Source organism: Ruegeria sp. SCSIO 43209 (assembly GCF_019904295.1).
In the GTDB taxonomy this organism is placed as follows: Bacteria; Pseudomonadota; Alphaproteobacteria; order Rhodobacterales; family Rhodobacteraceae; genus Ruegeria.
The window spans coordinates 146174-159141 of record NZ_CP065359.1 but is presented as its reverse complement, the minus strand read 5'-3'; the positions used below and the strand labels follow the sequence as shown (position 1 = coordinate 159141).

Annotated in this window: 16 protein-coding genes; 11 read left to right on the top strand and 5 right to left on the bottom strand. The window is 58.2% G+C overall.

Annotated elements, in window-relative coordinates:
* Positions 1 to 8 precede the first annotated feature (8 nt).
* From I5192_RS00835 to I5192_RS00790, 10 genes are all read left to right on the top strand, one after another.
* Positions 9 to 575, top strand: a complete 567-nt coding sequence (locus tag I5192_RS00835; protein WP_170395758.1) for a TlpA disulfide reductase family protein — start codon at positions 9 to 11, stop codon at positions 573 to 575.
* Positions 576 to 668: 93 nt separating this feature from the next.
* Positions 669 to 998, top strand: a complete 330-nt coding sequence (locus I5192_RS00830; protein WP_170395756.1) for a hypothetical protein — start codon at positions 669 to 671, stop codon at positions 996 to 998.
* A gap of 59 nt (positions 999 to 1057) precedes the next feature.
* Entirely contained in the window at positions 1058 to 1444 is a 387-nt protein-coding gene (locus tag I5192_RS00825; protein WP_170395754.1) for a hypothetical protein, read from the top strand.
* A complete protein-coding gene (locus I5192_RS00820) occupies positions 1441 to 2412 on the top strand; it encodes a sterol desaturase family protein (RefSeq protein ID WP_170395752.1) in 972 nt (323 codons plus the stop codon). Before I5192_RS00825 ends, I5192_RS00820 begins: the two co-directional genes overlap by 4 nt.
* 90 nt (positions 2413 to 2502) lie before the next feature.
* Positions 2503 to 2691: a hypothetical protein gene (locus I5192_RS00815; protein ID WP_223117534.1), complete on the top strand. Its 189-nt coding sequence runs from the start codon at positions 2503 to 2505 to the stop codon at positions 2689 to 2691.
* Positions 2692 to 2801: 110 nt separating this feature from the next.
* Positions 2802 to 3635 carry an EAL domain-containing protein gene (locus tag I5192_RS00810; protein ID WP_223117533.1) on the top strand — a complete coding sequence of 278 codons (834 nt, stop codon included), beginning with the start codon at positions 2802 to 2804 and terminating at the stop codon, positions 3633 to 3635.
* Positions 3636 to 3829: 194 nt separating this feature from the next.
* Complete coding sequence (locus I5192_RS00805) at positions 3830 to 5005, top strand: acetyl-CoA C-acetyltransferase (protein ID WP_039540509.1); 1176 nt, start codon at positions 3830 to 3832, stop codon at positions 5003 to 5005.
* 187 nt (positions 5006 to 5192) lie between these two features.
* Entirely contained in the window at positions 5193 to 5915 is a 723-nt protein-coding gene (gene phbB, locus I5192_RS00800; protein WP_170395744.1) for an acetoacetyl-CoA reductase, read from the top strand.
* 303 nt (positions 5916 to 6218) lie between these two features.
* A complete protein-coding gene (locus I5192_RS00795) occupies positions 6219 to 7166 on the top strand; it encodes a transcriptional regulator GcvA (RefSeq protein ID WP_223117532.1) in 948 nt (315 codons plus the stop codon).
* Positions 7163 to 8029 (top strand): DMT family transporter, encoded by an 867-nt coding sequence (locus tag I5192_RS00790; protein WP_223117531.1) that lies wholly within the window; start codon positions 7163 to 7165, stop codon positions 8027 to 8029. The genes I5192_RS00795 and I5192_RS00790 overlap by 4 nt, the downstream gene beginning before the upstream one ends.
* Positions 8030 to 8033: 4 nt before the next feature.
* Here the strand turns inward: I5192_RS00790 and I5192_RS00785 are convergent, their stop codons facing one another.
* The 3 genes from I5192_RS00785 to I5192_RS00775 form a co-directional block, all read right to left on the bottom strand.
* Positions 8034 to 8198 carry a YdcH family protein gene (locus I5192_RS00785; protein WP_170395738.1) on the bottom strand — a complete coding sequence of 55 codons (165 nt, stop codon included), beginning with the start codon at positions 8196 to 8198 and terminating at the stop codon, positions 8034 to 8036.
* A gap of 124 nt (positions 8199 to 8322) precedes the next feature.
* Positions 8323 to 9090: a tRNA1(Val) (adenine(37)-N6)-methyltransferase gene (locus tag I5192_RS00780; protein ID WP_223117530.1), complete on the bottom strand. Its 768-nt coding sequence runs from the start codon at positions 9088 to 9090 to the stop codon at positions 8323 to 8325.
* Entirely contained in the window at positions 9087 to 9302 is a 216-nt protein-coding gene (locus I5192_RS00775; RefSeq protein WP_008755664.1) for a DUF2007 domain-containing protein, read from the bottom strand. The genes I5192_RS00780 and I5192_RS00775 overlap by 4 nt, the downstream gene beginning before the upstream one ends.
* A gap of 56 nt (positions 9303 to 9358) precedes the next feature.
* Here I5192_RS00775 and I5192_RS00770 point away from each other — a divergent pair, with 56 nt between their 5' ends.
* Positions 9359 to 10357: a polyprenyl synthetase family protein gene (locus tag I5192_RS00770; RefSeq protein WP_223117529.1), complete on the top strand. Its 999-nt coding sequence runs from the start codon at positions 9359 to 9361 to the stop codon at positions 10355 to 10357.
* On the opposite strand, the gene I5192_RS00765 is transcribed toward I5192_RS00770, so the two are convergent.
* Both I5192_RS00765 and I5192_RS00760 read right to left on the bottom strand, forming a co-directional pair.
* Positions 10350 to 11168, bottom strand: coding sequence for a 4-(cytidine 5'-diphospho)-2-C-methyl-D-erythritol kinase (locus I5192_RS00765; RefSeq protein ID WP_223117528.1), 819 nt, complete (start codon positions 11166 to 11168; stop codon positions 10350 to 10352). The genes I5192_RS00770 and I5192_RS00765 overlap by 8 nt on opposite strands.
* On the bottom strand, positions 11158 to 12870 hold the full coding sequence (locus tag I5192_RS00760; protein ID WP_170395730.1) for a tetratricopeptide repeat protein: 1713 nt from the start codon (positions 12868 to 12870) through the stop codon (positions 11158 to 11160). The genes I5192_RS00765 and I5192_RS00760 overlap by 11 nt, the downstream gene beginning before the upstream one ends.
* Positions 12871 to 12968 lie beyond the last annotated feature (98 nt).

The window sequence follows — 12968 nt, the reverse complement described above, 5'->3', positions numbered from 1 at the left end:
GAGTTGATATGCGCCTGTTACGTCTGATCCCCCTTTATATGGCCCTAGCGCTGGGTGCAAACGCCGCTTTGGCAACAGATGCGGCAACGCTTGGCCCATTGCGTGAGGGCAGCCTGAAGCGGCTGATACTGCATAGTGAGCCCAAGCCGGTCAAAGTGGTCGATTTTGAACTAGAAGATGATGGTGGCACCGGATCGCTGGCCGACTACAAAGGCAAGTATGTGCTGCTGAACTTCTGGGCCACATGGTGTGCGCCGTGCCGCAAAGAAATGCCTCAGATCGCTGAACTGCAACAGGAGTTTGGCGGTGACAAATTCGAGGTTCTGACCCTGGCGACCGGTCGCAACACACCTGCCGGGATCAAGAAGTTCTTTGACGAAAACGGCATCGACAACTTGCCGCGCCATCAGGATCCGAAACAGGCGGTTGCACGCGAAATGGGAGTGATTGGCCTGCCGATCACTGTGATCATCGACCCCGATGGCAATGAGATCGCACGCCTGATCGGTGATGCAGAATGGAACTCGGACAGTGCCAAGGCGATAATTTCAGCGCTTGTCGAAGGCAATAGCTGAGGTCCCGCGCGCTCTTGCAGAAAATCTGTGTTAGAATGAGACCGGCCCCAACGGGCCGGTTTTCGTTTGCGACCGGAAGAAAGGGAGACTCCGATGAAACCGGTAGTTCTGTTGATTGGGCGGTTGCCGAATGTAATCGGCAACGTGGCACAACAACTGGATCACCTGCCGATTCAGTGGCTGGGCGCGCATGATCAGGATGAGGTGCGGCGGCAGCTGGACGCGGAACCGCGCATCGCCTGTGCGATCATGGGCGCGGGTCTTGATGACAAGATACGCGGAGAAATGGTTGGCATCATCGCCGCGCGAAGGCCCGATATCTGCATCCATCTCAAAGATCGGGCCTCTGGCCCTGACGGGTTAATGCCGTTTGTCGCACGCATCGTCCAGCATGAGATTCTGGAAAGCCTGGAAAGCGGCTGACGCCACGCCACCTTTGACAGACAAATCGCCCGCTTGCAGGTTATCTGCAGGAGGATGGAATGCCGCTGGAAATACTATTGATCCTCGTCGTCGGCGGCATTGCCGGGGTCGCCTTGCTGCTGCATCTGACGGGCAAATCACGCTTGCAAGTGCTGACGCCCAAGACAGCACAGGAACAGTGGCTGCGTCACTTTCCAGATGATTCAATCATTGACGTAACCGTTGCCCATGATAGTCACGCCGCCCTTATCCGAACCGAAACCGGAGCCGGTCTGCTGTGGTCCTTTGGTGCCGATACCGTGGCCCGCCATTTACGGGATTTCGATTGGCTGGATCATCCCGAAGGCTTTGAAGTCCTGTTCCACGATTTCAGCACTCCTCGGGTCATCGTCCACCTTGATGAGACCGAACGCCAGCACTGGCAATATCTGATGGATCCCGCATGACCGATCACGTGAGCTTTCCCGACGCGGTGCAATGGGCCGTGCCCTTCTTCATCGCGGCCATTCTGGCCGAATTCCTTTGGATCGCGATCAAAGGCCGGGGCGGTAGGTACGAAACCCGCGATGCCTTGACCTCGCTGATCATGGGGGCAGGCAATATCGCCTCGGGCTTTTTGCTGGGCTTCATCGCATATGCGTTTTTCATGTGGCTGTGGCAGATAACACCGCTCAACCTAGGGACCTCGATCCCGGTCATCATCTTGTGCTTTGTACTGGACGATCTGCGGTATTACTGGGTGCACCGCTTTGGGCACCGCATTCGCTGGGTCTGGGCCAGTCATGTGAACCACCACAGCTCACAGCATTACAACCTGACAACGGCGCTGCGGCAGACCTGGACCTATACATTCACCTTTATGATGGTGGTACGTGCGCCGCTAATCTTACTAGGCTTTCACCCGGCGATGGTGCTGTTCGTCGGAGGTCTGAACCTGATCTACCAATTCTGGATCCATACCGAAGCGATCGGCAAAATGCCGCGCTGGTTCGAAGCCGTCATGAATACGCCCAGTCACCACCGCGCCCATCATGGGCGAAATGCGCGATATCTTGATTGCAACTATGCGGGTGTCTTTATCATCTGGGACAAGATGTTCGGCACATTTGTCCCCGAGCAAGAAGATGACAAGGTCGACTATGGGCTTGTCCACAATATCGGCACGTTCAATCCGCTGCGCGTGGCGTTTCATGAATGGGTTGGAATCTGGCGGGACGCCACCCAACCGGGCCTGACCTTGCGCCAACGTCTGGCTTATTGTTTTGCCCCTCCGGGCTATAGCCACGATGGCAGCCGCGACAATTCCCAACAGATCAAGGCCAAGCACCTTGTCCGCCATCCGCAAGATCACGGCACACCGGGATTCGAGCAGTTCGGCACCAAATCACCTGCTTCCACAGCCAAGCGGGCCTAGGTCTCAAAAAGACCTTTTCTTTGCTTGAAATTTGGCACAAGCGCTCCATATCCCCTGAGATGTTTTAAGAGTGCATTTCCGGAGGTCCGCATGTCAAAGCTGATGAGAATTTCTACGATCACAGGTTTGCTGGGCCTCGTCATCACAATGACCGTCGCACTCAACGGAGCAATGCCCGCGCTATTGGGGTTGGGATTTGTCATGGCCGCGCTGGGACTTTTAGGAGCGCTTATCGGTGCAGCTGCTTCGCTGCGTCATGCATGGCAATCAACACACTGATCTTCCGCCCCACCACCTGCGATAAAATTTTGAGCGTTAACCCCGGTTTTACCTGTCTTCCCTGAAACTGGCCCCGGCCAAAATCATCGGGATCAGGGGAACGGTACGTCATGGGAAACAGGAAACGCGCAGACCTGCCCGAGGGATCGGACGACCCTTTGAGCGCCGCCGTCACTTCACGGGATCGATCGGTGGTACAGATGGCGACCGAAGCCGTAAAGCATAGACAATGCAGGCTGGCGTTCCAGCCTGTCGTTCAAGCACATCCTCCTCAGGGAATCGCGTTCTACGAAGGGTTCATCCGTGTATTGGATGAAACCGGCCGCGTCATCCCCGCGCGCGAGTTCATGCCACAGGTTGAGAACACGCCAATTGGCCGGGACCTTGATTGCGTCGCGCTTGAAATGGGGCTGCGCACTCTGATCCGCAACCCTGGCATCCGCCTGTCGATCAACATGTCCGCGCGGTCCATCGGTTATTCCAACTGGTCGCGTGTGCTGGATAGGTTTCTGAAAAAAGACACAAGCTTGGGCGAAAGGTTGATTCTGGAAATCTCAGAATCTTCGGCGATGCAGGTGCCCGAACTGGTGGTAGATTTCATGGATCGCCAACAAGCCCGCGGTATCGCCTTTGCGCTGGATGATTTTGGGGCCAGTAACTTTGGCTTTCGCCACTTTCGTGAATTTCTGTTCGATGCCGCCAAGATCGATGGGCAGTTCATCAGGGGCATCAGCAGCAATCCCGACAATCAATCGCTGGCGCGCGCACTGATTGCAGTTGCGCGGGAATTCGAAATTCTTGTCACCGCCGAATCGGTCGAAAGTGACGAAGATGCTCATTTCCTGATCGCAAATGGTGTCGATTGTCTGCAGGGCTTTCTGTATGGAGCGCCTTCAGTCACTCCGCCCTGGAGCTCGAAAAAAGCTGCAAAAACGGGCAGTTGATAGCAGCTGGTCGCGCGGAACACCGCCAAGGCTCACTCTGAGACAAGCTGTCCGTTGCTGCAGATGCAGCATTGCGCTATTGCAGAAGATGCTTGAGCGGGGGATCACGAGGCGCTCTTGCACCCGGAGAAGACTTCTCCTCAAACCGCGCCGTCAGATTTCCCACAGGACCATGACGGTAAAGGATTGACTTTATGACCAACGTAGTAATCGCATCCGCCGCACGTACGGGCGTCGGTAGCTTTAGCGGTTCGTTTGCGAACACCCCCGCACATGATCTGGGCGCTGCCGTCCTTGAGGCCGTTGTAGAACGCGCCGGGATCGATAAGGGCGAGGTAAGCGAAACCATCATGGGCCAGGTTCTGACTGCTGCTCAAGGCCAGAACCCAGCGCGTCAGGCGCATATCAATGCAGGTCTGCCGCAGGAAAGCGCGGCTTGGGGCATCAACCAGGTTTGTGGCTCGGGCCTGCGCGCTGTCGCCCTGGGCGCTCAGCACATCCAGTTGGGCGATGCCGAGATCGTAGCCGCCGGTGGACAAGAAAACATGACCCTGTCGCCCCACGCCGCCGCCCTGCGCGCCGGTCACAAAATGGGTGACATGAAGTATATCGACACCATGATACGCGATGGTCTGTGGGATGCCTTCAACGGCTATCACATGGGCCAGACGGCTGAGAACGTGGCCGAGAAATGGCAGATCAGCCGCGATATGCAGGATGAATTTGCCGTCGCCTCGCAAAACAAGGCCGAAGCCGCCCAGAACGCTGGCAAGTTCGCCGACGAAATCGTGCCCTTCACCATCAAGACCCGCAAGGGCGACATCGTGATGGACAAGGACGAATACATCCGCCACGGCGCGACGATCGAAGCCATGGGCAAACTGCGCCCGGCCTTCGCCAAGGACGGTTCTGTCACAGCCGCAAACGCTTCGGGCCTGAATGACGGTGCCGCAGCCACCCTGCTGATGTCGGCTGAGAATGCCGAAAAGCGTGGGATTGAGCCCTTGGCCCGAATTGCATCCTACGCGACCGCCGGACTTGACCCGTCGATCATGGGCGTTGGCCCTATCTACGCTTCGCGCAAGGCGCTGGAGAAAGCTGGATGGTCGGTCGATGATCTGGATCTGGTCGAAGCAAACGAAGCCTTCGCAGCGCAAGCCTGCGCCGTGAACAAAGACATGGGTTGGGACCCGTCGATCGTGAACGTGAACGGCGGTGCGATTGCTATCGGCCACCCGATCGGTGCATCCGGTTGCCGGGTTCTGAACACCCTGCTGTTCGAAATGAAGCGCCGGGATGCCAAGAAGGGCCTTGCGACCCTCTGCATCGGCGGCGGCATGGGCGTTGCACTGTGCGTGGAGCGTGACTAAGTGCGCTGAAAACCAAATACAAAAGGGCGTCCACTGGGCGCCCTTTTTTGTTACAATCGGATCATATCCCTTAGATGCGACAATATCGCCGGACAGAAAGATAAGATCGAGCACGAAACGATATTGCGCATCCTTAACTCTCAGAGTAACAGAATTACCAAGACGACTAAATTTGGAGGAGTCCTAAATGGCACGTACAGCACTCGTAACCGGCGGTTCCCGCGGCATCGGCGCAGCAATTTCCAAGGCGCTGAAGGCCGAAGGATACAATGTTGCCGCCACTTATGCAGGCAATGACGAAGCCGCCGCAAAGTTCACCGACGAAACCGGTATCAAGACCTATAAATGGAATGTTGCGGATTATGACGAATCCAAAGCGGGCATCGAAAAAGTCGAGGCCGAGGTTGGCCCGATCGACATCGTGGTCGCCAACGCTGGCATCACCCGTGATGCACCCTTCCACAAGATGACGCCTGAGCAATGGCATCAGGTTATCGACACCAACCTGACCGGCGTCTTCAACACCGTGCACCCGGTATGGCCGGGCATGCGCGAGCGTAAATTTGGTCGTATCATCGTGATTAGCTCGATCAACGGTCAGAAAGGTCAGTTTGCGCAGGTCAACTATGCTGCGACGAAAGCAGGTGATCTGGGGATTGTGAAGTCTCTGGCGCAGGAAGGCGCACGGGCGGGTATCACCGCCAATGCCATCTGCCCCGGTTATATCGCGACCGAGATGGTCATGGCAGTGCCGGAAAAGGTCCGCGAATCGATCATCGGCCAGATCCCGGCTGGTCGTCTGGGTGAACCGGAAGAAATCGCGCGCTGCGTCGCCTTCCTGGCATCGGACGATTCGCAGTTCATCAACGGCTCGACCATTTCGGCAAACGGGGCACAGTTCTTCGTCTAAACCGACGACCTGAGAATGAAAACGGGCCGGTCCAACAAGGACCGGCCCTTCTTTTATCCCGTAAGATCACGCGCGCTGTGATCAGCGGGAACCGAATAGCCAGGACCAGAACCCGACAACCGCCTTGCCGCGCTCTTCATGCGCACGGTGAATGGCATTCTGAATGGCTGGGTTTGTTGTCATCTCGATCATGCTGAACCCTTCTCAATCAAGTTGGATTTGTCTTGCCATCAGCATGGCCTTTGATTTTAAATCGCACAAACGAGAGTTTTCGCCCATTCAGTTCAGAAAAACTTAACTGTGATGACTGACCGCCTGCCTCCGCTGACTGCATTGCGCGCCTTCGATGCCGCCGCACGACATATGTCGTTTGCCAAGGCGGCGGAGGAATTGAATGTGACCCCTGCCGCCCTGTCCTTTCAAATCAAGTCGTTAGAGGAGCATCTGGGCCACCCCTTGTTTCGCCGTCTCAATCGCGCCGTCAAACTGACCGAAGCCGGGCGTACATTAGCCCCCGGAACCGCGGATGGCTTTGCCGCCCTGCAAGCCGCGTGGCAAGCGACGCGGAGGCTGCAGGATGAAACCAGCCTGACGGTTACAGCAGGCCCTGCCCTGACAGCGAAATGGCTGGCGCCGCGCCTTTATGAGTTCGCCCGTGCAAATCCGGGGATTGACCTGAAATTCTCGGCCACTCTGCGCAACATGGACCTTGAACGCGATGACGTCGACGTGGCGATCCGCTTCGGCTATGGGCCGGATGAGGGGCTCTATTCCGTTCCCGTCCGCAAGGAATGGCTGACACCGGTGATGACCCCGGAACTAGCCGAGCAATTCCCCACGCCTGCGTCGTTGCGCGAGGCCCCTCTGATCCATGACGATTCGATCAGTTTCCTCAAGCCGCGTTGCGACTGGCCCGCGTGGTTCCGTGCGGTTGGATTGGATTTCACTCCGACCCATGGGGCGCATTTTTCGAACGCCGATCACGCCATCGACGCTGCCGTGGCCGGGGTGGGCGTGGTTCTGGGGCGGCGCGCCATGATCCTGAAAGACCTGACCGAAGGGCGACTGGTCGCGCCGTTCAAAGTGGCACTGGAGACCGCCGGGCGATTTCGTTTCCTCTGCCTGCAAGGGGCAGAGAAGCGACCGCAGATCGCAGCGTTCCGCGACTGGTTCATATCCGAGATTGAAAAGACTGCGCATATATCGGATGAGTTTGAAATCATCCCTGTTGAGAAGGTAGCTGGTGAATGAGCAGAATGGGCGCGACCGCAGTCGGCTTTGTCGCGGTTTTGCTGTGGTCTCTTCTGGCGCTGTTCACTGTGGGCTCGGCCCCGACGCCGCCTTTGTTGTTGAACGCGATCTGTTTTACCATCGGCGGCACGTTGGGCCTGATCTGGACCATGTCGAGCGGTGGGCTGGGGCAACTGCGCCAAGTCGCGTGGACGACATATTTGTTTGGCGCGATTGGTCTTTTTGGCTACCACGCGCTGTATTTTTCCGCCTTACGCATGGCCCCCGCGGCCGAGGCCGGGCTGATCGCCTATCTCTGGCCCTTACTGATCGTTCTTCTGTCAGGCCTGCTGCCCGGAGAGCATCTGAAACCGGGCCACCTTATCGGAGCCTGCCTTGGCTTTGCCGGAGCCGCCGTCATCATCACCGGTGGAGGCAGCGCTGGCTTCCAGATTCAACACTTGCCCGGTTACGGGCTGGCTTTGCTCTGCGCGCTGACATGGTCCAGCTATTCAGTACTGTCGCGTCGGCTGGGCGATGTGCCCACAAGCTCGGTCGCGGTGTTCTGCGTCCTGACGGCCATCGCCTCATGGGGCCTGCATTTCGCGGTGGAAGAAACGATCTGGCCGCAAGGCGCATTCGGCTGGGCCTCGACCCTTGCGCTCGGCCTCGGGCCTGTGGGGCTGGCATTCTATGTCTGGGATATCGGGGTCAAGCGCGGAGACATTCAAGTCCTGGGCACCGCCTCATACGCGGCACCTTTGTTATCGACGCTTGTGTTGGTTCTGGCCGGGATCGCCGCCCCGTCCTGGGGTCTGGCGATCGCGGCCTTGTTTGTCACCGGTGGCGCTGCCATCGCGGCCCGCGCCAGCCTGAAGGCCTAGAACCTTAGGTCGACAGGCGCTCGATCTCTTCTTTTAGCTTCAGCTTTTGCTTCTTCAGCTGTGCGATATGGAGATCGTCAATACCAGGTGAGCGTTGCGCTTCTTCCACTTCAAGACCGAGAATTTCGTGTTTTTTCTTCAACTCCGTCAGATGTGCGCTCACGCTCATGGCGGTCCTCCTTCTCTGGTTTGTAAGTGTCACGTAGGAAGTTGATCACATCATTTCCAGCCTGTCACGCTGCAGACGCACGAAATCTATAATAAATCCGACAAATTCGGCTGGTCATTGCCGATCAGGCAAAGTGCCCGGTCAAATCCGCCCGATCGCGCAACACCGCCGAAACCTTTGGGGTATAGCTTTCGCCGTCTTCTACGTGCCGGTCACCGAGGTGCAGAATCAGCGGTGCGTGTAGCCGAAATGCGGCGCGCCCGCCCTTTCTGGCACGCAAAATCACCAGCTCGGACGCGCGATCCGCACGAGGGGCCAGAGGTAGCACCTGAATCGAGCCCAAGCGGCCCGCGCACCCCGCAAGCATATCGGGCAGCCGGTCTGCCCTCTGGATCATGTGAAGATAACCGCGCGGCGCCAGACGTCGAGCGGCGACACTGATCCAGTCCTTAAGCGGCGTGTCTTCACCTAGTGCGATCTGCCGACCCGCGTCGGTGGCAGGGCTGTGCGCGCCTGCCCGGTAGTAGGGCGGATTGGCGATCACATGATCGAACTGTTCTTGTCGCAGATCATTCGGTAGTGCGTTCAAATCCGCCTCAACCACGGTGATCGCTGCGTTTTGTTCCGAATTGCGGCGGGCCAGATCTGCATAGCCAGCCTGCAGTTCAACCCCAGTTGCCTTCAGGTGCGGCACTCGCGCCATTAGGCACTGAATAGCAGCCCCTGCCCCGCAGCCCAATTCCAGCACCGACTGGCCAGCTTGTGCCGGGACCGATGCCGCCAGTAAGACCGGATCGACCCCTGCACGATATCCTGAGCGCGGCTGCCACAGACGCACACGCCCGCCCAGAAAATCATTGCAGGTCAGATCACTGTCGGAAAAGCTGCTCATCGCCCCAGCGGGATCTCGTTATCGCGCATGACCCGTTCGGCGCGAGTCAGATCATCTGCCCGCACCATCAGGCGACGGGGAAAGATTCCGATGCCGCCTTCTAGGATGCTCATATTTACGTCCATCTGAAAGCAGTCTATATCCTCGCCCTCAAGGAGAGCCGTTGCAAAGGCTAGGATTGTCGGATCGGTGCTGCGCAATAGTTCTTTCATGGGGATGGATGTAAGGGCAAGGTGACAGGGATGTCGAGCCTTGTATCAGGAGAGTGATGAACGTCAGCACGATCTCGAAACCGCATGAGCGTCTGGCAGAGATGCTTGCGGGCGAAATGGCAGCAGTAAATACGCTGATTCGGACGCGTATGGCGTCGGAACATGCCCCGCGCATTCCCGAAGTGACCGCGCACCTGGTCGAGGCGGGCGGTAAGCGTCTGCGCCCGATGCTGACCCTGGCGGCGGCGCAGCTGTTCGGCTATTCAGGCGACCATCACGTCAAGCTGGCTGCAACGGTCGAGTTCATTCATACCGCAACCCTGCTGCATGACGATGTCGTCGATGAAAGCGGGCAGCGGCGCGGGCGACCGACGGCAAACCTACTATGGGACAATAAATCCAGTGTTCTGGTTGGCGATTACCTGTTTTCCCGCAGCTTTCAGTTGATGGTCGAAACCGGTTCGTTGCGGGTTCTGGATATCCTTGCAAATGCATCGGCCACAATCGCCGAAGGCGAGGTGCTGCAGATGACAGCGGCCACCGATCTGGGCACGGATGAAGGTGTCTACCTGCAGGTTGTACGCGGCAAAACGGCGGCGCTGTTTTCTGCCGCAACCGAAGTGGGTGGTGTGATCGCAGGCGCGACTGAGGCTCAGGTCAAGGCGCTGTATGACTATGGCGACGCGCTTGGAATCGCGTTCCAGATCGCTGATGATCTTCTGGATTATCAAGGCGATAGTGTGGCCACAGGCAAAAACATCGGCGACGACTTCCGTGAACGCAAATTGACCCTGCCAGTGATCAAAGCCGTGGCTCAGGCAACTGCCGAGGAACACGCGTTTTGGGAACGGACGATCGGTCGCGGGCGGCAGGAAGAGGGTGATCTGGATCACGCTTTGTCGCTGATGGCCAAATACAGCACGCTGGATGCAACCCGCGCGGATGCGTTTGGTTGGGCGGCCAAGGCCAAGGCTGCGCTGGCGCCTCTTCCGGATCACGAAATCCGCACCCTGTTAGGCGATCTGGCAGACTACGTCGTATCGCGCCTTAACTGAGCGTCGTTGCGCGGTACCACCAGCCGGGTTGGGCCGCGCCGATCTCATAGGCGGCAAAATGGGCTGCTTTGAGCGTTGGATAAAGTGCGAAACAGGTTGAGCCTGAACCCGACATACGAACCATCAACGCGTCTCGGGTGTCTTCCAACGCCGCTATGACCTCCGCAATGCCCAGCGCTACAGATATTGCAGGTGCCTCTAAATCATTCCGCTGAACCTGCAACCACGTGGCGCAGTCTTCCGGTGTTTTGAATGCAGGGATCTCAGCAGGCATCGGTGCGTTGTCTCTGCTGTGCAAAGCGGAAAACACCGGGCCGGTGGAAACTTCAATACCCGGATTGACCAAAAGCGCCGGGAGGGGCGGCAACGCCATCGGCTCAATCTGTTCACCAATCCCGCGCATACGCGCTGCAGCAGCATGTATGCATACCGGGACATCCGCGCCAAGCGACAGCGGCACGCTATCGGGCCACTCTCCCCCCTTCGTCGCAGTGCGCAATAGCGCCGCAGCATCCGAGGAGCCGCCCCCGACACCGCCACCGTGCGGCAGTTGTTTGTTCAGATGAATGCGACCGGTCCAGCCTGCGGCCTCGGCGGCCTGCCAGACCAGATTGCGATCATCGGTCGGTACGCCATCCGAAAACTCACCCGTGACCGACAGAGACAGCTCGGGGCCGGAAATGAGGCTCAACTGATCCCCAACATCGGCAAAGGCAACCAACGAATCAAGCAGATGATAGCCATCCGCGCGTTGGCCGGTCACATGCAGGGTCAGGTTGATCTTGGCGGGGGCAAATGCCTCAGCCTTCATTGGCGACCTTCAGGGGTTCGGCACCTTCCTCGGCCAGAACAGCATCCAATCCGACTTCGATCTTGCGGCGGATGCGTTCAGGATCGGCTTCGCCGTCGGTATCTTCAGGATCAATGAAAGACAGTGCTCGTTTCCACTGGAACTCGGCTTCACGCCCACGACCTACGGCCCAGTAAACATCGCCCAGATGGTCATTTACCACCGGATCGACCGGCATCAGCTCAACGGCGCGCTCCATGTGGTCAACTGCTTCGTCGTACCGGCCCAGGCGGAACAACACCCAGCCCAAGCTGTCAACGATATAGCCGCTGTCAGGGCGCGCTGCGACGGCGCGTTCGATCATATTCAACGCTTCGTCCAATTTCTCGCGCCGCTCGACCAGCGAATACCCGAGATAGTTCAGCACCTGTGGTTGGTCCGGGTTCAACTCAAGCGCGCGGCGGAAATCGGCCTCGGCCTCGTCCCAGTTCTTCAGGCGTTCATGCGATATCCCGCGGGCATAATGCAGGAACCAGTTTCCGCCTGCACCCTCTTCCGTCAGGCCAATCGCCTTGTCGTAAGAGGTGACCGCTGCCGCGTAATCCTCTTGCTGGCGCCGCAGGTCGGCCAGGGCTACATGCACACCGGGCAAATCAGGGCTTTGGGCGGCAAGGTTTTGCAGGACCTCGGCGGCAGCTTCTTTTCTGTCAGAGCGACTTAGGACCTCGGCGCGCCCCAGCTCGGCGGCATGATAATCGCTGCTGTCCGGAGGCACCTGCCGATAGACATCAACCGCCAGATCATATTGTTCCAGCCCATCCAACAACTCAGCGCTTAGCAAAAGCGCATCAATATGGTCAGGCCGCAGAAAGGCCGCGACCCGGGCATATAGCAGAACATAATCCTGCGCGGCCTCGGCACTCAGCGCAGCGCCAACGGTGAAGAAAACCTCGGCCATGCCATCCTGTGCAGAACGGACATGGGTAAAGGGCAGCGTTTCGCCATCAGACAGCCGGGTGACGTAACCTTCGATGGTCGGATCACTGCCGGCGGCAAAGACGTTATCCAGAAATTCCAGCGCATCGTCGTTGCGATCCAGCTGCGACAGCACTTCGGCACGCGCCAGCGCAGCCCGGCGTGAAAAACGGGCAACCAGGCCATCATCTGCGGCAAGGATCGCCTCGGCCCCCTCAAAGTCTCCGACTGACGCCAGCGCCATGGCCTTGTGATAAAGTGCAAATTCTTTCAGACCTTCCTGCGTGGTAACAACGTCAAATTGTTCCATCGCTTTGGTCATGGCGCCTTGCCCCATATGAGCCCAAGCAATCATCAGGCCATCAACCAGCGGTCCAACCCCTTGCGTTTCAGGATCGCGGGCCAGAAATTCATCCAGCTTGCCATCTGCCACCAGATTGGCGGCGATCACCATCCGAGCGGCCTGGCTGGGCAGTTCATTTTCCTCGATAACTTCGGCGACGGTCAGGGCCCGCTCAATCTCACCCAAAGCGAGCCGGGCGACGACCACGTTTTCCAGCAGTTTCGGATTTTGGGGATCAGCGCGAAGCGCCTGCGCATAGTAACGCTCGGCAGCGGGATAGTCGCTCTCATAAATCGCCTGACGCCCGGCCAGATACGACCCCGATCCGGTATCCGATACCGCAGGAAACGCGATTGAAGAACTGAGGATCACGGCCAGAGCCGCGCGTCGAACCAGGGAAACCACTGATAATCTGCCTTGCTGTCGTTGACTGACCGACAAGCTAGGGCTTTGCTGGGCGAGAGGCAATGGCAGAGCCTTCACGACCCTGCCAACGCCCGTGT

What these genes read in the sequence shown, in the direction of transcription:
- I5192_RS00835 (WP_170395758.1), top strand. Translation starts at nt 9, where the DNA reads ATGCGCCTGTTACGTCTGATCCCCCTTTATATGGCCCTAGCGCTGGGT.
- I5192_RS00830 (WP_170395756.1), top strand. Translation starts at nt 669, where the DNA reads ATGAAACCGGTAGTTCTGTTGATTGGGCGGTTGCCGAATGTAATCGGC.
- I5192_RS00825 (WP_170395754.1), top strand. Translation starts at nt 1,058, where the DNA reads ATGCCGCTGGAAATACTATTGATCCTCGTCGTCGGCGGCATTGCCGGG.
- I5192_RS00820 (WP_170395752.1), top strand. Translation starts at nt 1,441, where the DNA reads ATGACCGATCACGTGAGCTTTCCCGACGCGGTGCAATGGGCCGTGCCC.
- I5192_RS00815 (WP_223117534.1), top strand. Translation starts at nt 2,503, where the DNA reads ATGTCAAAGCTGATGAGAATTTCTACGATCACAGGTTTGCTGGGCCTC.
- I5192_RS00810 (WP_223117533.1), top strand. Translation starts at nt 2,802, where the DNA reads ATGGGAAACAGGAAACGCGCAGACCTGCCCGAGGGATCGGACGACCCT.
- I5192_RS00805 (WP_039540509.1), top strand. Translation starts at nt 3,830, where the DNA reads ATGACCAACGTAGTAATCGCATCCGCCGCACGTACGGGCGTCGGTAGC.
- phbB (WP_170395744.1), top strand. Translation starts at nt 5,193, where the DNA reads ATGGCACGTACAGCACTCGTAACCGGCGGTTCCCGCGGCATCGGCGCA.
- I5192_RS00795 (WP_223117532.1), top strand. Translation starts at nt 6,219, where the DNA reads ATGACTGACCGCCTGCCTCCGCTGACTGCATTGCGCGCCTTCGATGCC.
- I5192_RS00790 (WP_223117531.1), top strand. Translation starts at nt 7,163, where the DNA reads ATGAGCAGAATGGGCGCGACCGCAGTCGGCTTTGTCGCGGTTTTGCTG.
- I5192_RS00785 (WP_170395738.1), bottom strand. Translation starts at nt 8,198, where the DNA reads ATGAGCGTGAGCGCACATCTGACGGAGTTGAAGAAAAAACACGAAATT.
- I5192_RS00780 (WP_223117530.1), bottom strand. Translation starts at nt 9,090, where the DNA reads ATGAGCAGCTTTTCCGACAGTGATCTGACCTGCAATGATTTTCTGGGC.
- I5192_RS00775 (WP_008755664.1), bottom strand. Translation starts at nt 9,302, where the DNA reads ATGAAAGAACTATTGCGCAGCACCGATCCGACAATCCTAGCCTTTGCA.
- I5192_RS00770 (WP_223117529.1), top strand. Translation starts at nt 9,359, where the DNA reads ATGAACGTCAGCACGATCTCGAAACCGCATGAGCGTCTGGCAGAGATG.
- I5192_RS00765 (WP_223117528.1), bottom strand. Translation starts at nt 11,168, where the DNA reads ATGAAGGCTGAGGCATTTGCCCCCGCCAAGATCAACCTGACCCTGCAT.